We start from the raw sequence: 19999 nt of genomic DNA on the forward strand, positions 1-19999 counted from the left end.
GCACCCCACACTGTACCGTTAGCGTAGCAAGTTTACAATACCCTCTCAGGTTTCCTTGCTGATTTTACTCCAGTAGCAACATAAGAACCATGTTTTTGTTCAACTTCCCTAGCGGTGAGAAATATGCTGAGAGCATTAATCACATGACTACTTTCTTCTACAGCACCATTCATCTCTTCTCCTAAAAAACTATAGGCCGCTTTGAACTCCCGAATCAGTGTATCTCGATCGTTCTGGAGAATTAATTGTGCTAAACGATTGTAAGTATTTGCCAGTCTATAAATAGCTTCATGGCGTTCTGGTGTAGCAAGCATGATATCTACTATCAGAGGTGCAGACTGAGAAAACAAGCGACTAACTATGTCAATTTCCAAACGGAAAATCGGGCTAGAAAAATCTAAGCTCCGACGAATATTAATCTCTTCTTCTGCCAGAAAAACACAAAAACCAAAGGTTTTAAAGCTGCGGATTGCCTGAACAGCCATCATCATCTGGTCGTGTTCTTCTGGCGTACATACAATCAGTTTGCCGCCTTCATTTTCAATTAAATCGAGCAGCCATTGAAAAGCATTTTCTTCACGACCCGGACAGACCACAACTTTTTGAGACAAGAACGATTGAATTCCTTGACCAAACATTGGATGTAAACCCATGACAGGCCCGTTGTGATACTCAAGCATTGCTTGTAATATGGGAGCTTTAATACTAGCAATGTCAGCCAAAGCAGTAGTTGGAGCAAGATAGTTAGCTAATTTCCGAATCACCTCGATTGTGTATTCAATTGGAACGCAGACTAAAACCAAATCTGCCCCATCCAGAAGGAACTCTGCTCGATCCCAGTCATCTTGGTCGAGAATGTTAACGTAATGATTTGCAGCAGTTAACTTTTGCTCAAAGAAGCGCCCCATCATACCGCCTCCACCAATCAAAGTTACCCGTCGAGGTTTGATCTGCACTGAAGGTAAAGATGCAGTAGTAACGGCTGCAACACAACCCATCACAATGTTTTTCCAAATTGACTCTGTAACACCAGCTTGGGCAAGAGAAAAAGCAAAATTGGCAATTTGCGCTTCTAAAGAAATGGGTTCTGATTTCTTCAAAACAGCAATTCTTTTGCCTAGTAAATTAATTAGTTGCTGGTCGATTTCTTGAAGATTCTCTTGGAACATAAAAGTTCTTTAATATACTTATCAAAATCGAGTTTCTAACTCAACAAAGCTAGATCCGGGCGTAGTTGAGCAGCACGACGCAAATAAACATGGCGTAATTTATTTTGGGGTAAAGGTGTATTGAGGTGAATTAACACGCGAATGCAAAGTTCCAGACTACCGACTACTTGCATTTGTTGCACATCTAACAAGGGTACTTCATTCCACCCTGGACGACGACGCGCCACCGCTGCCGGAAATATCGCATCCAAGTCAGAAGTTGCAGAAAAGGTGACACTGACAATTTCGGTAAAATCTAATGAATTGTTTGCTTCTAAAGCGTCTAATAACTCATCTACAGCCTCAGTAATTGCTTCAACTGAATTATGACTTACTGTCGTTGCCCCTCGCAGCCCCCGCATCCGCCATTGTGAAGGTGCTGCTATGTCAAATTGTTGCTCTGTATGTTTTGGAAATGTAAGCTTCTTCATATTTTTACCGATTTAAATTTTTGCCTTGGCTTTTTTGGAGGTTTTTGCGATCGCTGGTAATACATTGAAACTTCCCCTGATACCTTTATGATATGAGCGTTTGCGTCGTAATCTAGAAGCTGCACCCAAAGCACCCAAACCTAACAGACCAACTGTATAAGAACTCTCAGGGATAGAACGATATGTCAAACCAGTCAGTGACAACCTGTATTCTTGAAGAGTTGGATCGTATTTCACGTTATATGCAGTCGGATAGTATCCACTTTTTAAATATTTGGTGGGTAGTTTAAATTGGGTAGTACTATCATTTGGTTCCTTCTCAAGAAAAGCCTCAGCGAGGATGATATTTGTGAAATTTGGTTTACCATCATAAAATCCATAGCCATAAAAAGAGGTTAATGACTGCGGATTGTTGAATACAGAAATCGCAAGGTCGCCATCATAATAACGCGTTCCATAGCGTGGAACTGCTCTGAGCGGGCTTCCAGGTCTTTCCGGTGTATCTTCTATAAGTGGTATCACCCCCACAGGAAGAGTACCTGCTACTGGTGTTTTCCTCGCCACTGCCCTTTCTTCACCAACACAATTGGGTATTGGGCTACTTGTGTCTGGATTTGGACATATTAAGTCACGTTCTTCAGGGCTAATCTGGAAAAAGTAAAGATCAAAGAGAGGCTGAGTAACTGGGCCACCTGGAGGAAAACCATTTGGTCTATAGTTAACCTCAAAATTATTAAAGGGTGTACTTGCAGCTTGAGATGGCAATGAAAGCTCAGTTGTAATATATTCATTGGTATTGTACGGATTACCAGATCCTGGAGGTAAATCCAGAGCCGCCTTCAAGAAACTTATACCGATATCTAAAGGTTTTCCACTAGTATCATCAAGTGTCACAAAGGAACGAATCGCTCCATTTCCCAATGATTGCGATTGTCCATAAAACACTGCTGCTGAAGCTATATTTGCTGTTCCCAAAGCAATAAATACTGCCCCTAAAGGAGCTAACGATAAGTTTTGTAAATTCATCATATACAGATTCCGCAAATGAATAATTAATTTCAAGTTAATCACAAAATTAAGTTTGGTGAAACAAGGAGCTTAAGCCCCTTGTTCTATGCAATCTGATAGGTAATCGGTATGAAGACTTGCAAACAGATCAGACAGATAAAAGATACAGAATTTGAAAGGGCAGCACAGAACTATCTCGTTTGAATTCAGAGTATCCAAGCTTCTTTGTATCACGGTGTTTTCTACTGTTGAGACTTTTAACTAATTATCAGTGCAAGTCTTGGATTTTATGGCGCATTACTCAACCTTATTGACCCAACGTTGATAAAATTCTCTAAACTTTAATATTCCGCGATCGTGCTTCACGTAAGCCTTGCCTGCATCTGTGTCCAAGTTATTAAATATTGGGATGTCCTCCTTACCAAATGCAGTTTTACTTTGCCAGCTAAAAAGTAGTAAATAAAGCATATCCAGCCAGAAATTACCAGTTTTCCTAACCATTACCAAAAAATGCGCGGTTGTATTGTTATCAGCAATTGGAGTAGCGCTAAACAGTACCGTCAGCCTCTCCTCAGCATCCGTATAATTGGTTACTCTAGTTCCACCAGACCAAGAATCTACGCGGGCTGTAAAAGCTTTAGCACCTAACCCTAAAGCTTCAGCAACTGGGCCTAGTCGTCCCACATAGCTGGCGAGTGGATATTGAATTAAGGCTCCAAACCAGGCTTCTTCTGGAACAGGCGCTTTCCCCTGTTGTAAGGCATCCCAGGCTTCTTGATTAATAGGTGCTTCTTTCTGTTGTGCTGTATGCTCATCATCAAACAAGGAGAGTTGAATAGAGCCAGAAACTTTTTGACCGTGAAGTGTGATTACATGATAGTAGTCACAAGCGTTTTCAACCAACATTCGTACCGTGGTTTTGGTGTTGTAGACAAAGCGCAAAGGCATATAGTTATGCTTGCCGCTTTCGGCAGATGGACACTCGGGCAAAGGAAACAAAGGAATTTCCGAGCCATACCACACCCAGATATAACCATATCTTTCTGTTGTTGGATAAGTACCCTGACGAGCTGTTGGCGGAATGCGGTCTACTGCGGGTGCGGAAACACATTGTCCTGAGCCATCAAAGCGCCAATGATGAAAAGGACATTGAATACAACCGTCTACTACCGTACCCATTGCCAAACTTGCACCCAAATGTGAACAATAAAGTTCCATAATTACTGGGTGATCGTTTTCATCTCGCCAAGCAACCAGGGATTTACCAAATATCTCAATCGTGATTGGCTTTTTACCTAACTCTTTGGAGAGCATGGCAACATACCAACTAGCAGCAAGATTCGTTACTTTTTGATTTTCTTCTGTTTTTTGTTGAGTTGACTTTGGCTGTTTAACTTTCTCAATTGTGCTAGTCATTTGTATTTCCTTCGCTAGTTATTCATTCTGACTACAGTGCTTTCTTTGATTTGTTTAGACCACACCATGAAGGCATTGTTATTTCTCTCTTTGCCTGAGATCAAAAAATGATGTCTATTTATTTGGAAGTCCCTTACAGGGACTTCCAAGGGCTTAACGCAGAGTTAAGACTTTATTTTCTGGCCATCGCTAGCTGGCTGGCTGGGAGAGCAGGAGCAGGGCCTATTGCCACATCACCCCAACGCATCACACTAGCCCCAGCGTTAGATACTGAACCAATGGCGTAAACCAGAACTAAATCGTTTTCTCGAATCTTGCCCATTTCTACACCATGATACAGATTAGTGAGGGGGAGCATAGGCCCAATGTTTGCATAACGATCATGCAAGTTGATTGTCCGATCTTTTTCGATTCCCAATGCGCGGGTGCAGAGGTCTGCATACCAAGCAGTAGGTGTATTGAAAGCAAAAAAGCTAATCTCATCAAGGGTGACACCAGCAGCTTCTAAAGCTCCTGAACAGCACTGCTTTAAAAACTGGGCAGCAGTCTCACTAAGTATCTGTCCTGTACCTTTGGCTGCCCTGATAAACATCCGTGGGTTTCCATGTTCATCTGTAGTCAGTTCACTAAAGAAAGTTCCACAAGTCGAAGCAGTGTTAATAATTTTTGTGCCTAGAACTCCCTGGTTCGGTTTTAGTGCGCTCACCACAAAAGCTCCTGCCCCATCACCTGATAAAAATGCTAGGGTATCGTTTTGGTCAGTAAAAGGAGAGTAGTTAGTGCAGATAACTACTAAAACATTTCGATATTCTCCTGCACGCACTAGCCCAGAGGCAGTTTGGAGTGCAGCTATGGCATTTGAACAGGTAGAATCAATGTTCCATGCAGCACCGTGCAGTCCAAGTTCAGCAGCCAAGAAGGCAGCATTACCAGGTACGACTTGATCGGGAAAGATTGTGGCAACGAGCATCAAATCAATGTCTTTTGAGGAAAGCTTTGCTGCTTTGAGGGCATCTTTAGCTGCACTATAAGATATTGTCAGCGCATTCTCACCGGGCGCAAACACACGTCGCTCTACACTACCGCGAAAGGGGTCAGATAGATAGGGCATCATTTCTTGTTCAAAATCGTTTTGGGGAGTGGACTCAGTTGGTGAAAACACTCTAGATAAGGTTTTTTGCTCAACCCGAGCAACCAATTCAGGGTAATTCTCCCGATAATAATCGTTGGTACGGATGATGCTGGGAAAGCTAACTGCAATTGAACGAATACCTACTGATGGTAAGGTCATGACAAATATCCTTTTGATTTTGTTAATTCTTTACTTCTTTGCTTCTTTGTGAAATTAAACCCTGAATCCGACCACCGATTGGTGCTGGTCTGGTTGGGTCAATAATTACGTCAACAACAAATGGGGCAGGTGAAGCTAGAGCCTTCTCTAATGCCGCTTCTAGGTCGGACTCTCTTTCAACACGAATGCCATCGGCTCCCATACTTCTAGCAAGGTTGACGAAATCAGTCCGGGGAATTTCTGTATCCGCGCCTTTGAGTCCCTGTGCCGAATTTCCTTGATCGCACATATTGTAGCGAGCGTCATTGAGTACAATCCAGACGGCTCGAATTTGATACTTTGCAGCGGTGCTGACTTCACTATTCATCAGCATGGCACCATCCCCAACGATCGCCACGGCTTTACCATTTCGCCCAAAGGCACACCCAACAACGCCTGTCACTAGATGACCCATCGCACCGAAACCATTACTGATGCGGAAACGTCCTTGTTGGATAAATCGTAAGGTGTGAATTGCCCAAGCAAAGGAGTTACCCGATTCTGCCATCACCACGGCATCGCTCTGTTCAACGATCGTCTTCTGAATTGCTTCCATCAATACTTCAGGTCGCACTGCACCTTCTGTAGAAGGTTCGATGGTAATGCATTCTCGATGAGGTAATAAGATACTTGTTGATAAATCAAGTGGTTCTGGCATCTGCTTTAGCAATGCCTTGACAAAAGCGCCTACATCAGACTGGATAGCTAAAGTCTCAGCAGATGGATAGGCGGCTCCAGGTACTTCTGGGTCGATGTCAACATGAATAAATCCGCGTGCAGGAACCATCGCTGGACGCCAGAAGGAAGTGAACTCACTCAGACGTGTTCCCAGCACCAGCACGCGTAGGGGTTGTTGCTCCTGCATATATGTCAAGACAGATGGATGTCCGGCAAAGCCTGTAACACCCAAAAATTGGGAATGATCCTCTGGGAAAATGCCCTTACCACGAGGAGAACACATTACTGCTGCTCCTGTTATTTGGGCTAACTCACGGATTTCCTTAGCAGCATGTCTAGCACCAAAGCCAACCCAAATTGCAAACGGGCCTTCAGACAGTAACTGTACACATTCGGCGATCGCTTCTTCACTGGCAGTTGCAATACTTTGAGAAAACGCTACTCGTGACAGCGGTACTTGACTTAAACTGCTCTGAATACTTGTTGGAATACTAATATGGGCAACAAAACCTCCTGGTTTTCCTAAACCCTGAGCTAGCCTGCAAGCAATCTCTGGTAGTTCCGCGTCGTTTTCTAAGGTGGTAGCGTAGTGGAACAGTGAACCTGAGGTGAAAATACCCGATATGGGCATTGTATAGGCGCTGGTTTCTTGGATAGCCCAGCGTCCTCGTTGTGGTGCTGGCGTAGAAGCTGAGATGAAAATCACCTTTGCACCTTCCCAGCGTGCTGCAAACATCCCAGTTAGTGCATTAGTCAGACCTGGACCAGTTGTGGTGAACACAACAATTGGACAGTTGTTAGCAAAATAAGACTCGACGCCTGCAAAGGCTGCTCCCGCTTCATGACGAAAGTGAAGCACTTGGATAGAGCTGCGTGAGAGCGTCGTCCATAGCGGTGCAATTCCGCCTCCAGAAACACCAAATGCGTGACGTACTCCCAAATTTTCTAACATATTGACCACAGCTTCTGAAACTGTCTGCTGCGATAATTCTGACTGACTAGGCTGTTTATTTAAAGATGGTAGTAAAGGAACTGTATGAGAAGGCGATACAATCACCTTTTTGTTCTTTTGTGTTAGAGATTGTGTGTTCATAATCAATGAATGTGATGAGTATTGTTTTACAGTGAAAGCTATCTTTTACAAAAGTCTAACTTTCTCCAGCAATAGTGAAAAATTTAGCTTTAGCGAGACGTAACTGCTAATTCTTTCTCGCGTAAAACTCGCTTGAGGATTTTCCCAGTTGAGTTCTTGGGAAGTGAATCTACAAATTTAATTGTACGGGGAACTTTGTAGACTGCCATTCTTTCATGGCAGAATTCAACAATTTGTTCTTCTGTAATTGTGTGAGTAGCCTTGAGTACTACTTCAGCCTTAACTATTTCGCCTTTGATTGTGTCAGCAATGCCATATACAGCAACTTCAGCAACTGCTGGATGTTGATAAATGATATTTTCAACTTCAGTAGGATAAACTTTAAATCCTGATAAATTGATCATATCTTTCAAGCGGTCAACAATATAAAAGAATCCATCTTCATCAATGCGACCAATATCGCCAGTATGAAACCAACTATTTTTAATTACTTCCAGGGTTTCAAATGGGCGATTCCAATAACCAAGCATAACGTTTGGCCCTTGAATCACTATTTCTCCTAACTCGCCTAGTTGTACTGGATGACCGTCACTATCAACAATTTTAATTTCCACATTGTCAATTGGTGTACCAATTGAACCGAGTTTATATTTCAAATCGTTGTTATAAGTGGCAAATGGAGATGTTTCTGTCAAACCATAACCTTCATGGATAAAAAATCCATACTTTTCGTGCCACTTTTGAGCAATTTCAACTGGCATGGGTGCTGCTGCTGAAAAGTAATAACGTACACTTTCAAGGTTGTAGTTAGAGGTATCGATATTTAGCAGTTTGATAAATACTGTTGGTACCCCAAAAAACATTGTAATTCGATGATCGCTAATGCCTTGCAAAACTTTCTCAATCTCAAATCGGCGGTACAAAATAATAGTTGCACAAGCGCTTAATCCACTATTGAGAATTGCGTTTTGACCAAAGCAATGAAATAAGGGTAGATAAAGCAGTAAGTGATCGCTATTGGTAATTCGATAACAACGGTTGGCAGCATAAACGTTAGAAATTATATTGCCGTGGGAAAGAGTAGCACCTTTAGGAAAACCTGTTGTTCCTGAAGTATAGAGGATACAAGCAGGAGCATGGCGTTCCATATCTAGTGCAGGTGACTCTGGAGAAGCGTTAGCTATCAGTTGTGCTAAAGTTGTTCCCTTATTGGCTTTCCCTTCCGCAATAAAAATATGTTCCAATTCGGGTAAGTCTGCCTCTGATATCTGCTCGCTTTGGGATTCTGTAGTAATGATGACTTTGGCTGCACAATCGTTGAGAATATAACTGACTTCGGCAGTTTTCAACATAACGTTGATGGAAACAGCAACAGCACCAATTTTGAGAATTCCAAGATAAGAAATTACAAACTCTGGAATATTGGGCAAAAACAAAGCCACGCGATCGCCTTTTTTAATCCCCAATCCTTTTAAACCATTTGCTACTCGCCCTGCTAACTCATCAAGCTGTTTGTAAGTAAAAGATTTCTCTTCAAAAATCAGGGCAATTTTGTTAGGCAATAAGCGATGTCCTCGCTCTACATAATGTGCGATGTTCATAATTGTAAGTAAGTAGGAAGAATATTGTTGAATGCAGTGATGATTGGCCTCTATATGATGCTCTAGGCAATAAAATCATCACTCAAACTACTCAATTTCAGTTGACAACAAGATTGTTAATGGCAGCGACAATTTGGCCGCCAGAGGCAATATCAGATGCAATCCGGGCAATATGTAAGTCTAACCCTTGTTCGTGGTCATTCCAGATGTAAGGACGATCAGCAGAAGGTGGTTGTTCTACTACATTCCGAATTGCTATATATAAATCTCTCGTAGCAGGTGATAGACAAGCACGGGCGTCATAATGTTTGGCGACTGCATAGGTGCGTAAATCAACTGCTTGTACCCCAAACATAAGCGAAATCGCCATATACTGTTGGAAAATTTCTACAGAGCGTCGGGCTAAATTTGCAGAAGCAAAACCTTGACTGTTGATATTTTGATTAAATTGTTCGGCATGGGTAGGGAATCTGTCGGCTATGGAATTGCCGTAAAAGGTCAATAAGGGCATGATAGAGTTTCCGGCTATTTGCAGACCCTTTAACCCCATGTTCACGCTACGTTCACTGTTCCCTACTAGAGATGCTGGCAATCCGTTATTAAATTCTGGTGCTACCAGACAGGCTATTTGTACATCCAAATGTTTAGCTAACAACCCAATGTAGTAACGTAGCTGATCCATACCGATGCTGACATACTGTCCTAAGAAGTTACCTCCGTGATAACTAGCTTGGTTTTCTACATCAATCAGTGGATTATCTGTCGCTGAGTTAATCTCTACTTCAATTTGTTTGCTAATCTGCTCAATACCATCAACAATTGGGCCCATATATTGGGGCAGACAGCGCAGCGAATAACGGTCTTGAATTAAATGCGTACCTCGATAATCGTGAGAACCATCTAACTCTTCACGGACTAAGGAAGAACCTGCAAGCAAGTTGAGCATTTGGGAAGCAGCCCATTTTTGCCCTGGATGCGGTTTTAACTGATGAATGAATGGATGAAAGGATTGATTAGTTCCATTCAAACCTTGAATAGCTAAGGCATGGGCCCCCATTGCTAGGGTTAATAAGATTTTGGTATCGTAAACGCAGTTAGCCGCGATCGCAGTCATCACAGAAGTACCATTCATCATTGCCAACCCTTCTTTCGGAAGTAGTTGCAATGGCTCTAAACCGAGCTTTTTCAATGCTGTGGGAGCATCCATTTCTGTACCGTTAAAATCAACGGTGTAGCTAGGATCTAGACCAATCATTGCCCCAGTAATGTAAGATAGTGGCACCAAATCGCCACTTGCACCGATGGAACCAAATTCGTAGACATGGGGTGTAACACCAGCATTCAAAAACTTTTCTAAACGCTGAATCAGTTCTAGACGGATACCAGATGCACCATACAAATGTGAGTTGATTCGCAACAACATCGCAGCGCGGACATCAGCCACTGGTAATCTCTGCCCTGCACCTGATTTGAGAAACCAAACAAGGTTATTCTGCAATAAAGGCGCACACTCAGGCGAAATTACAACATTTGCCATACCGCCAAAGCCGCTAGTCACACCATAAATAGCCTGACCAGTTTCAACGGCATGAGAGATATAATCACGAGAAGCTTGGATTCCTTGTAATACCTTCTGATTATCGGTCACGCGTACCAAAGCATCATGACGGGCGACGCTAACGACTTCATCAATTGTCAGGTTTTTTTCACCGACGATAATTGTTTTGTCTATCTTTCCTAAGAAAGACGGTGAATATTTAGAAGTCTTGCCTGTGCTTAACGATACTGTATTCATCGGAGTTGTTTGGCTCTAAAATTGCAGCTAGTCATAGAAATATCTTGTTTGATCGGTTTGATTTGGCGTTGTTGTCAAAGACTGGATTTACTTGCTTTAGCCTAACTGAAACATTTGTATACTTATCAGAGGTAAGGTAAGGTTTTATGCAAAGATGTTGTGTAAAGTCAGCAACGCCACTGATTTAAACTTAGATGAAGCTAGAAACTCGGGTAGAGAGGTTTTGCATTGCAGCTGTGCTACTGCTTTTAGACCAACGACCAAAGAATTTGCTGATGCTAGCTAGTTCTTGCATTAATTCTTCAAATGCTTCCAATGTCAAAGACTGTGGTCCATCAGAAAGTGCTTTGGCTGGGTTGGGGTGTACCTCAATCATCAAAGAATCTGCACCGGCGGCAATAGAGGCCATAGACATAGTTGAAACGAACTCTGATTTACCAGTAGCATGGCTAGGATCAATCATGATCGGTAAGTGAGTCAGGGTTCGCAGTACTGGAATTGCAGATATATCTAAAGTATTGCGGGTATATTGTCGGTCAAAAGTGCGAATTCCTCGTTCGCATAAAATCACATTGGGATTACCTGCTGCCAAAACATACTCGGCTGACATCAACCAATCTTCAATAGTGGCAGCTAGACCCCGCTTCAAGAGTACTGGCTTACCAGTAGCACCAACTTTCTTCAGCAGTGAGAAATTCTGCATATTACGAGCACCAATTTGGATCACATCTGCAACTTCTGCAACCTTGTCTAACTCAGCTGCATCCATCAGTTCTGTAATAATTCCTAAACCGGTAGCTTCTTTAGCTCTTGCGAGTAAACCTAAAGCACTCTCACCGTGGCCTTGAAAAGCGTAAGGAGAAGTACGAGGTTTATATGCACCACCTCGCAGAAACTGCGCTCCTGATGCTTTTACTACGTGCGCTGTTTCAATAATCATTTCTTCATTTTCAACAGAGCAAGGTCCAGCAACTACGACTAAAGGATGGTTTTGACCAAAGGTTATAGGGCCGTTGGGTGTGGATACTACTACTTCGCTATGTTCTCCATAGCGGAATTCTAAAGAAGCGCGTTTAAAGGGCTTTTTCACTCGGATAACTTGTTCGATAAAAGGACTAATGTTTTGAACCTGTCTAGTATCGAGTTCTGCGGTTTCTCCTACTAAACCAATAACTGTTTTGTGCTGACCTTTGCATATTTCTGCTGCAAATTCACGATGACTTATTTCAGTAGCCACGCGCTCAATTTCAGTGGATGGAGTACCCAGTTTCATGACTATAATCATAGTGATTAATTTCCTTTAAAGATTTCAGTTCATGGACTTGTGAAAGTTCTTTGTGTGTGTAAACTTACTGATTGAACCCTCAACTATCAATCGGGCAGCTTGCAAGGTTTTACGCAAGTTCATCAATAGTTTACATTCGGTTACATTCAAACTATTGGCAAAATAGCAAACAATAAAGTGGCATAAAACCTGTAATTACAAGCATCAGGGATATGATTATATTAGCTCTGGGAATGACTTTTTCGTTACGGCTTAGACTATAACCATCATAAAAAACCGAAGATTAGACGAAATGTATGCTGATGTTTACCCAACTCAAACCACCTAATAGCGATGCCGCAGTTAGTTTTACTCTGGCGCTGACAGCAGAAGAACGCACCCGCAGTCGTCATCGCTTTGAAACAGGAGATGGTAAAGTTGTGTTTTTACATTTACCCAGAGGAACTGTCTTACACGATGGCGATATTCTGCAAGAAGAAACCCATACCAGTTTAATCAGAATTACTGCCAAACCAGAACTAGTGCTGACTGCCTTTGCCCAAACACCACTTTTATTATTACGAGCCGCATACCATCTAGGAAATCGCCATGTACCTGTAGAAATTACTCTGACTTATTTACGTTTGTCTTCAGATTCTGTTTTACGCACGATGTTGGAACAACTGGGGTTAGAAGTTAAAGAGGAAATGTTACCGTTTCAGCCAGAATTGGGAGCTTATGGACAACAGCATCATGCTCACTGATAGCCATCTTTTGAGTATTTTGCAGCTCGCTAGTCCCGCTTTACCTGTGGGAGCATATAGCTATTCTGAAGGTTTGGAAATGCTGGTAGAAAATGGTACGATCGCTAACCACACACATCTCAAAGATTGGTTAAAAGCAGAGTTGCTCTATGGGGCAATTAGGTTAGAAGCAGCGGTAATGGTACGATCGCAGCAAGCTGTAAAAATAGGTGATGTTGAGTCCCTATGCCGTTGGAATCTGTGGTTATCCGCTGCTAGGGAAACAGAAGAATTACGCGCCTCTAGTTGGCAGATGGGGCGATCGCTCATTCAATTACTTGGTAAGCTAGAACCGCAGATTGTACCTATTGCTAATGCTGTAGGAAATCCTTGCAATTATGCGATCGCTTTTGGCATTGCCATTGCCCATTGGCAAATCAGTATCAACGCTGCATTACTGGGATATCTGCACAGTTGGGCAAGTAATTTGATTACTGCTGGCGTAAAACTTATCCCCCTTGGGCAAACAGCAGGACAGCAATTATTGCTAGATTTGCAACCATTATTTAGCGTTGCGGCGTTAGAAATTCTCGCGTTGGAAGATGATGAACTTGCCTGTTGTAGTTGGGGTTTGTCACTAGCGAGTATGCAGCATGAAACGCAGTATACAAGGTTGTTTAGGAGTTAGTCAAAATAATTCGTAATTCGTAATTCGTAATTCGTAATTATCACAAAGGACAAATAACAATGAATGCATTTCGAGTAGGGGTTGCTGGCCCGGTGGGTTCGGGAAAGACAGCTTTGGTGGATGCTTTGTGTAAGGGGTTGCGTGAGCAGTATCAAATTGCGGTGGTGACGAATGATATTTATACTCAAGAGGATGCTCAGTTTTTGGTGCGTTCTCAGGCGTTGGCTAGCGATCGCATTTTGGGTGTAGAGACTGGTGGTTGTCCTCACACTGCCATCCGCGAAGATGCTTCGATGAATTTGGCGGCAATTGAACAGTTAGAGGAACGTTTTATCGATTTGGATTTAGTATTTTTAGAAAGTGGGGGCGATAATTTAGCTGCTACCTTTAGTCCAGAATTGGTGGATTTAACGATTTACGTCATAGATGTTGCAGCAGGCGATAAAATTCCCCGCAAAGGTGGCCCTGGTATTACTAAATCTGATTTGTTGGTGATTAACAAAACTGACCTAGCGCCCTATGTTGGTGCAGATTTAAGTGTGATGGAACGAGATGCAAAAAAAATGCGCGGTGATAAACCTTTTATTTTTACTAATTTAAAAACTCAATCAGGACTTGCAGATGTGATTAACTTTGTTTGCACAAATATCTGTTGAAAAAGAATTTTATAACCCACCTCCGTGGGTTTTGCCTGTATAGACGCGGTTTATGTTTATGAGCCTTTGAACTCGGCAGTTAATGTTTAATTAATATCATGTCCGCCAAATTATCCATAATAAAAGAACTCCACCCGCAACCCCTCCTCGCTTGCGGGGAGGGGAGACAAAGCATAGCTTTGGCGGGGTGGGGTTCTTCGGGCTTAATAAGTAATCAAGCGAACCTGATATAACTCTTTATCTCTTTATCAAAGTCAATTTTTTTAACGTAGACGCTTCTCTACGAGACGCTACGCGAACGGCTTGCCGCAGGCTACCGCATAGACGCAAAGCGGCTACTCTTCGAGAACGCCAAGGGTGAACCCGCAGGGTAGGACGCATTCGCGCAGCGTCTCGTCAGAGAAGAACGCAAAGAAAGAGAAGGAAGAGAAGAAAGAAATGTTTAACTGAACTGTATTGGTTTATCTGACAATTTAGGTCATTTGGAAAACCTCTCTCTAAATCTCTCTCCTAAAAGGAGAGAGACTTTGAATTTTCCCCCTTCCCGCGACGTGTTGAGAGTTAGGGGGTTAGGTTTTTCGTGCGCTTTTCCACATAACTGAAAAGTCAGATTGGTTTACAACCGCCCTTTGAACTATAAAGCCTTCAGATGACGACTTCGCACCCGTTCAGCACTACCAGTAGGAATCGCAGCAATTAATTTTTGCGTGTATTCTTCTTTGGGTTCTTGGTAAATGCTTTCAGCTGTGCCTTCTTCAACAATTTGACCGCGATTCATAACTAAAATGCGATCGCTCATAAATTTCACCACGCTTAAATCATGAGAAATAAAGATATAGGTAAGCTGAAAGTCTGACTGTAACTCTTTGAGAAGATTTAATACCTGCGCCTGTACTGAAACATCCAGCGCTGAAACTGATTCATCGCAGATGATAAACTTAGGATTTAACGCCAAAGAACGAGCTATACAAATCCGTTGGCGTTGACCGCCAGAAAACTGATGAGGATAACGGTTAATCGCATCTGCACTCAACCCCACCCGTTCTAAGAGTTCGACTACTCGCTGGCGTCGTTGTTGCTTAGTCTTCCCAACGGCATGAATTAATAATGGTTCCATCACCGCATCCCCAATCCTCATCCGTGGGTCGAGGGAACTAAAAGGATTTTGGAAGACTATCTGCATTTCCCGCCGCAGTTTTTGCAACCGTTCTCCTTTGAGACTAGTAATATCTTGTTTCTCAAAGATAATCTGACCACTCATCGGTTCAATTAATCGCAGCAAGGTTCTGCCAAGGGTCGTTTTACCGCAACCAGATTCTCCCACCAAACCTAGTGTTTCTCCTGGTTTAACATCAAAAGAAACGCCATTAACTGCCATATTGTAGCGTTTTGTCCCACCAAACACCCCGCGCACAGGAAAACCAACTTTCAGGTTGCGGATTTGCAGCAGGGGTTCCAATTCATTGAAGTTTGCCAATCTTGCAGCAATCTCTTCTTTGGTGACTTCTGTGGGTTGTGCAGGTTCTTTCGGCTGAATGACAACTTGTCCCGTTGGCGTCTCTTCTGCACTCATGTAGTCAGAAACAGTGAGTAATTTTTGGGGACGGCGGTCAAGTGTGGGGCGACAAGCTATCAAACCTTTAGTATATGGATGCTTGGGACTGCTGAAAATTTGCCCAGAAGTACCAGATTCGACAACTTTACCTCTATACATCACCGCTACTTGGTCAGCAATTTCTGAAATTAGCCCCAAGTCGTGGGTGATAAAAATCATTGCCATGTCACGGCTTTGCTGCAATTCTCGCATTAACTCCAAAATAGTCGCTTGCACCGTCACATCTAAAGCTGTGGTTGGTTCATCGGCGATTAAAATCAATGGATTACAAGAAATTGCCATTGCAATCATCACCCGTTGCAACTGACCTCCAGAAAGTTCATGAGGATAGCGTTCCAGCATGGCTTCTTTGTGTTCTTTAACCAACTGTGCCAACTTTGGTCCATCTGGTTTAGATAAATTGGCGTTGGTTTGATGGTCACTGAGCTTCTTGCCTTGAGCGAAGCCGAAAGGTGCCGAAGTGTGCCAAGTTTCGATATACTGCTGCTGGATATCCTCATCGCTAGGTAGAAGTTTTACCTCTTGCAGACCTGCGATCGCAATTTGTCGTGCTTGGGCTGCTGACACCTTTTGATGCCGCATAATCGCTTCTGTTAGCTGAAACCCGATGTTATAAACCGGATTGAGCGAACTCATCGGTTCTTGAAAAATCATGGCGATGTCGCCACCCCGGTGTAACTGCATTTGCTCAGGAGGCAATGTTACCAAATCGATGGCGTTGGCATTCTCCTGCGGACGAAACCAGATTTCACCGCCAGTCACTATACCGGGAGTTTGCAACAAACCCATCACAGCTAAGGCTGTCACCGATTTTCCACTCCCCGATTCTCCTACTATTCCTAGAGTTTCACCTCGATGCAGCGCAAAGGAAATACCATCCAAAGCTTTGACAGTGTTGCCATCACCGGGAAATTCAACTTGGAGATTGCGAACCTCTAGGACAGTTTCTCTCATAGGAGTTGGGTAGGAAATTCTAACTTAAAATTATTTGGATTTTAACAATAGTTTTAATCTATTATGTGGGTAAATTTGGTTTTTATACTCCCTGGCAGTTTTCACTGCTTAAACTTTAACCACAATTGACATCATATACTTCCACAATATACATACATTTGTAATGTAGAACTGCTTGCGATCGCCCACAGATGCAACTTACAGTTAGCCATTATCTGCCGAAGTACGAGACTTTATCTATCTTTATAAGCAATAACCAACAGTTGAGGAGCATCAAAACCACCCTGAAGCACAACGTCGTGTATAATCTGCCATCCCTTTCGAGTAAACAACAATTCCCAAAACGATGGGCTGGATTCTGAGTATAGTTGTCTCCAGTAAAGCAACTCACGACGAGTCAAAAAACACTGGTCGCAACGGTAATAATCTACACAAAAACCTGTTGTTTCCAGAAGCGTAAATATTTGCTCGTGAGTGAAGGCATGAAGGTGGTATGGATCAAAATGACGCGTTTCACCTAGTGGTACAGACATCATCAATATACCATTGCTGGTTAAATAATTACTGAGTTGTTTTAAAAAATAGGTCGGATTTTTTAAATGTTCTATCGTCTCAAAGGAGATAACAACGTCAAAAGGCTCTGAACACTCAAATTGCTCTGCATCAGCGCAAATGAACTCTATTCCGGGTATTTGGTAGTGTTTGTTCGCATATTCCACAATCTGTGAGCATATATCGACTCCAACTACACTGCTTGCGCCTGCCACACGAAGCATTTGGCTACCATATCCACTGCCACATGCTATATCTAAAACTCTTTTTCCCAAGACATACTTAGTTGCAGTTTCGTAGCGTCCAAGATGTAGCTCCACGATCTTGCGACTCGCTGAATCTTTAGCCATGCGCTTGGGAATCAAGCGTTCCCAAGTTACAGTCAGGTTATCCAAAGCTTCAACTGAACTGCTAACAAAGTTACTCATATAATTTGCGGTTGACAAAGCGCTAGTGTTTTGTTTTGATAGTTTTCAATTATACATAGCTGTAAGTAACCCTAACCTTTACTAGAACCAGATAAATGCAGAATTAGTATCAGCGATGCCTCACGAAAAAACGCAAAGCGTCAACGCAGACAAAAAAATAGCACATCCCAAAGGATGGCTATTTATAGAAATTGTCTAATCGTAATGTTAGTTAGCAAATTGAATACACGCTCAACTACCAAGTTTAAAACGGAATATCATCTGGATCTGGTTCTTGCTCTTTCACTGCTGGATAAGTGGTTCGCTCATAATTTGTGGGTTGGGGTACGGGTTCGTAACTTGTCGCTTGGGTCGTAACACCAACAGGATTTGTCGCTGGGGTAGGCGCTGAACGTGGTGAATCGTAACTGGGAACCTCTTTCTGTGCAGGACGAGATGCTGATGGTTGTCGTGGAGCGGTTTCAGTAAATGATGGAGTTGCGGTTGCTGAGGGAGATGGATCGGTATCAAAACTACCTCCAACAGATTGAATTTGTTGTACTGTCAATTCAGCGCGTTTTTCTTTAAAACCTTCTTGACGATCAACAGTATTCATCGTTAAACGTCCTACCAAGATGACGCGATCGCCTTGGTGATAGTTTTGCTGAATTTCTGTCGCTAAATTCCCCCAGCCGACAACTTTCAGGGTGGCTGGCGGATCTTCTGGTTTCTGGGAATTGGGAAACTGCACCAGCATTTCCGTGACTCCCAAATTATCGGCTGTATAGCGGAGTTGTGGTTCGTTAATAATTTCCGCCATCAAAACGCAGCTGTTCATTAAAATTACTCCTGACTGCAAAAAGTACTGATTGAAAAAGAGGGGTTTTTCTATGTAGTGCCAATTAATATCTAGATAGGTTTAATTTTTTGCATTTTTTAATAATGTTTGAACAACTTTTCTACATCCATTTTGAGAATAGAATTCAAGAGTCAGAAGAACACTTGATGAATGAATATATCAATCATACTAAAATCCTTATCAATTCTGACTTCTGACTCATTTCGGCTACGCTCGACGACTACCTGGGTGCTGAATTCTTTTTAGTCATTTCTAGCATAAAAGCCAAGCGCTCGCTTTGAACAGCATTGTGTATGCCGCCCGCCACCTTCGCTTGACTAAATGAGCATTGAATTCTGCATGGAGTAGTATAATTGTACCACCCATTGATCAAATAGAAAAAATTCTTGGCAAACATTAAGCCTTGATGTGAACTGGAAAAACACCCAAGGCAATCAACCTGGCTGGAAGGTCGCGCAAGATGGGTAAGCGCAAAAACCCAGGTGGTACAAAGGTGCGATTTGAGGTGAGAACCGGGGCCAATACACGTTTTTGGATAAAAGTTTGAAACGCCTGAATGATGCGTGTGGGCAACTCACGTTGACGCTGTACTTTTGCTAGGTCGCTAAGTTGTACTTGTCCGTTTTTGAGCGGTTTGCTGAGTACATTCGCTGCGACTACAGCATCTTGAATCGCGTAGTTAATGCCTACTCCACCAACAGGGGACATTATATGAGCGGCATCACCGATGAGTAAGAGTCCTGGACGATACCAGTGTTTGACACGGCTGGACTCGACTGAGAGAAAAGCTATTTGTGACCAATCATGTAAATTTTGGATGCGTTGCTGGAATTCTGGCACGACTTCGACAACAGATTTTTTTAATTCCTCCAAACCCGCAGCCCGTAGTTGTTGATAGCCTCCCTTGGGGATAACATCGGCAACTTGCCACTCATCACCACGGTCAAGCATGGCGATTAGCTTACCTTGACCAAAGCGCCCCATTCCCCCTTCAGGGTCTTCTGGCTGACGCGGTAGGCGAAACCAGAGGACATCCATTGGCGGCGAGGTTTCGATGGATTCAAACTCACCCAGGTGGCGTAAACGTGAGTGGCGACCGTCTGCACCAACTGTCACTATTGCCCGGATTTCATGCCAACCACCGCCTCCCCGATAGCGGACACCTTGAATTACGCCATTTTCCATAATTAATTCCTGTACATTCGCACCCATTACCAGATGGAAACTAGGATATTTTTGTGCTTCTTGGGTGATGAACTCCAGAAATTTCACCTGGGGAAGCATTGTAATGTAGGGATAATGAGTTTTCAGATGACTAAAATCTGCGAATGTGACAGTATCTTCAGGAGTTTGAATACTAATTTGGCGCATTTTGGTATGGGGGAGTTTTAGCAAGCGATCGCTAAGTCCCAATTCCTCCATAATTTCCATCACTGATGGATGAATCGTATCGCCGCGAAAGTCGCGATCAAAGTCTTTGTGTGCTTCCAGCAGCATCACCGAAATGCCTTGACGCGCTAACAACAGCGCCAATACTGCTCCTGCCGGGCCTCCACCCACAATGCAACAATCTGTGGTTTGTCGGTCTACAATGTCATGGACAGGATTAACGCTTGGGTCTTGGGAAAGATTTTTAGGTACATCGGTAGTCATAACAACACCTCCTGATAGCCCTAAAATTCACGATAGTTTGTTTTTGAT

The 19999-nt window shown here is 42.9% G+C and carries 16 protein-coding genes; 3 read left to right on the top strand and 13 right to left on the bottom strand.

The genetic code is table 11. From position 1 onward, the window contains the following. Nucleotides 1–32: 32 nt before the first annotated feature. The 9 genes from tyrA to aroF all read right to left on the bottom strand — a co-directional run bounded on the left by tyrA (nucleotide 33) and on the right by aroF (nucleotide 11845). Nucleotides 33–1169: a bifunctional chorismate mutase/prephenate dehydrogenase gene (tyrA, locus tag RMY27_RS10710; protein WP_322662982.1), complete on the bottom strand. Its 1137-nt coding sequence runs from the start codon at nucleotides 1167–1169 to the stop codon at nucleotides 33–35. Between the two features lie 35 nt (nucleotides 1170–1204). Further along, nucleotides 1205–1639, bottom strand: coding sequence for a chorismate mutase (gene aroH, locus RMY27_RS10715; RefSeq protein WP_322662984.1), 435 nt, complete (start codon nucleotides 1637–1639; stop codon nucleotides 1205–1207). Nucleotides 1640–1651: 12 nt separating this feature from the next. Continuing rightward, complete coding sequence (locus RMY27_RS10720) at nucleotides 1652–2668, bottom strand: hypothetical protein (protein ID WP_322662986.1); 1017 nt, start codon at nucleotides 2666–2668, stop codon at nucleotides 1652–1654. Nucleotides 2669–2944: 276 nt separating this feature from the next. Beyond that, on the bottom strand, nucleotides 2945–4063 hold the full coding sequence (locus RMY27_RS10725; protein ID WP_322662988.1) for a Rieske 2Fe-2S domain-containing protein: 1119 nt from the start codon (nucleotides 4061–4063) through the stop codon (nucleotides 2945–2947). Nucleotides 4064–4235: 172 nt separating this feature from the next. Beyond that, nucleotides 4236–5354, bottom strand: a complete 1119-nt coding sequence (locus RMY27_RS10730) for a 3-oxoacyl-ACP synthase III family protein (protein WP_322662990.1) — start codon at nucleotides 5352–5354, stop codon at nucleotides 4236–4238. Nucleotides 5355–5376: 22 nt separating this feature from the next. Then, complete coding sequence (locus RMY27_RS10735; protein ID WP_322662991.1) at nucleotides 5377–7164, bottom strand: ScyA-related TPP-binding enzyme; 1788 nt, start codon at nucleotides 7162–7164, stop codon at nucleotides 5377–5379. 89 nt (nucleotides 7165–7253) lie between these two features. Continuing rightward, nucleotides 7254–8765 carry a long-chain fatty acid--CoA ligase gene (locus tag RMY27_RS10740; protein ID WP_322662993.1) on the bottom strand — a complete coding sequence of 504 codons (1512 nt, stop codon included), beginning with the start codon at nucleotides 8763–8765 and terminating at the stop codon, nucleotides 7254–7256. Between the two features lie 97 nt (nucleotides 8766–8862). Beyond that, the gene (locus RMY27_RS10745) at nucleotides 8863–10560 is read right to left on the bottom strand and encodes an aromatic amino acid ammonia-lyase (RefSeq protein ID WP_322662995.1); all 1698 of its coding nucleotides are present in this window, start codon (nucleotides 10558–10560) and stop codon (nucleotides 8863–8865) included. Between the two features lie 190 nt (nucleotides 10561–10750). Continuing rightward, the gene (gene aroF / locus RMY27_RS10750) at nucleotides 10751–11845 is read right to left on the bottom strand and encodes a 3-deoxy-7-phosphoheptulonate synthase (RefSeq protein ID WP_322662998.1); all 1095 of its coding nucleotides are present in this window, start codon (nucleotides 11843–11845) and stop codon (nucleotides 10751–10753) included. A 296-nt stretch (nucleotides 11846–12141) separates the two neighbouring features. Between aroF and ureE the strand changes: the two genes are divergently transcribed. From ureE to ureG, 3 genes are read left to right on the top strand one after another with little or no spacing between them, the layout of a single operon-like run. Beyond that, entirely contained in the window at nucleotides 12142–12588 is a 447-nt protein-coding gene (gene ureE, locus RMY27_RS10755; protein ID WP_322662999.1) for an urease accessory protein UreE, read from the top strand. After that, nucleotides 12578–13255: an urease accessory protein UreF gene (locus RMY27_RS10760; protein ID WP_416212329.1), complete on the top strand. Its 678-nt coding sequence runs from the start codon at nucleotides 12578–12580 to the stop codon at nucleotides 13253–13255. The genes ureE and RMY27_RS10760 overlap by 11 nt, the downstream gene beginning before the upstream one ends. Nucleotides 13256–13314: 59 nt before the next feature. Next, nucleotides 13315–13911, top strand: a complete 597-nt coding sequence (gene ureG / locus RMY27_RS10765) for an urease accessory protein UreG (RefSeq protein WP_100901384.1) — start codon at nucleotides 13315–13317, stop codon at nucleotides 13909–13911. Nucleotides 13912–14545: 634 nt separating this feature from the next. On the opposite strand, the gene RMY27_RS10770 is transcribed toward ureG, so the two are convergent. The 4 genes from RMY27_RS10770 to RMY27_RS10785 form a co-directional block, all read right to left on the bottom strand. Next, a complete protein-coding gene (locus tag RMY27_RS10770; RefSeq protein ID WP_322663001.1) occupies nucleotides 14546–16480 on the bottom strand; it encodes an ABC transporter ATP-binding protein in 1935 nt (644 codons plus the stop codon). Nucleotides 16481–16713: 233 nt separating this feature from the next. Continuing rightward, nucleotides 16714–17460 carry a class I SAM-dependent methyltransferase gene (locus tag RMY27_RS10775; protein WP_322663002.1) on the bottom strand — a complete coding sequence of 249 codons (747 nt, stop codon included), beginning with the start codon at nucleotides 17458–17460 and terminating at the stop codon, nucleotides 16714–16716. A 244-nt stretch (nucleotides 17461–17704) separates the two neighbouring features. Next, on the bottom strand, nucleotides 17705–18277 hold the full coding sequence (locus tag RMY27_RS10780) for a single-stranded DNA-binding protein (RefSeq protein WP_322663003.1): 573 nt from the start codon (nucleotides 18275–18277) through the stop codon (nucleotides 17705–17707). Between the two features lie 417 nt (nucleotides 18278–18694). Beyond that, nucleotides 18695–19951: an FAD-dependent oxidoreductase gene (locus RMY27_RS10785; protein ID WP_322663004.1), complete on the bottom strand. Its 1257-nt coding sequence runs from the start codon at nucleotides 19949–19951 to the stop codon at nucleotides 18695–18697. Nucleotides 19952–19999 lie beyond the last annotated feature (48 nt).

This window comes from Nostoc sp. DedQUE09 (assembly GCF_034530915.1).
Classification (GTDB): domain Bacteria; phylum Cyanobacteriota; class Cyanobacteriia; order Cyanobacteriales; family Nostocaceae; genus Nostoc.

Excerpts from the sequence above, each read along its gene's own strand:
- tyrA (WP_322662982.1), bottom strand. The coding sequence starts at position 1,169 with ATGTTCCAAGAGAATCTTCAAGAAATCGACCAGCAACTAATTAATTTA.
- aroH (WP_322662984.1), bottom strand. The coding sequence starts at position 1,639 with ATGAAGAAGCTTACATTTCCAAAACATACAGAGCAACAATTTGACATA.
- RMY27_RS10720 (WP_322662986.1), bottom strand. The coding sequence starts at position 2,668 with ATGATGAATTTACAAAACTTATCGTTAGCTCCTTTAGGGGCAGTATTT.
- RMY27_RS10725 (WP_322662988.1), bottom strand. The coding sequence starts at position 4,063 with ATGACTAGCACAATTGAGAAAGTTAAACAGCCAAAGTCAACTCAACAA.
- RMY27_RS10730 (WP_322662990.1), bottom strand. The coding sequence starts at position 5,354 with ATGACCTTACCATCAGTAGGTATTCGTTCAATTGCAGTTAGCTTTCCC.
- RMY27_RS10735 (WP_322662991.1), bottom strand. The coding sequence starts at position 7,164 with ATGAACACACAATCTCTAACACAAAAGAACAAAAAGGTGATTGTATCG.
- RMY27_RS10740 (WP_322662993.1), bottom strand. The coding sequence starts at position 8,765 with ATGAACATCGCACATTATGTAGAGCGAGGACATCGCTTATTGCCTAAC.
- RMY27_RS10745 (WP_322662995.1), bottom strand. The coding sequence starts at position 10,560 with ATGAATACAGTATCGTTAAGCACAGGCAAGACTTCTAAATATTCACCG.
- aroF (WP_322662998.1), bottom strand. The coding sequence starts at position 11,845 with ATGATTATAGTCATGAAACTGGGTACTCCATCCACTGAAATTGAGCGC.
- ureE (WP_322662999.1), top strand. The coding sequence starts at position 12,142 with ATGCTGATGTTTACCCAACTCAAACCACCTAATAGCGATGCCGCAGTT.
- RMY27_RS10760 (WP_416212329.1), top strand. The coding sequence starts at position 12,578 with ATGCTCACTGATAGCCATCTTTTGAGTATTTTGCAGCTCGCTAGTCCC.
- ureG (WP_100901384.1), top strand. The coding sequence starts at position 13,315 with ATGAATGCATTTCGAGTAGGGGTTGCTGGCCCGGTGGGTTCGGGAAAG.
- RMY27_RS10770 (WP_322663001.1), bottom strand. The coding sequence starts at position 16,480 with ATGAGAGAAACTGTCCTAGAGGTTCGCAATCTCCAAGTTGAATTTCCC.
- RMY27_RS10775 (WP_322663002.1), bottom strand. The coding sequence starts at position 17,460 with ATGAGTAACTTTGTTAGCAGTTCAGTTGAAGCTTTGGATAACCTGACT.
- RMY27_RS10780 (WP_322663003.1), bottom strand. The coding sequence starts at position 18,277 with ATGAACAGCTGCGTTTTGATGGCGGAAATTATTAACGAACCACAACTC.
- RMY27_RS10785 (WP_322663004.1), bottom strand. The coding sequence starts at position 19,951 with ATGACTACCGATGTACCTAAAAATCTTTCCCAAGACCCAAGCGTTAAT.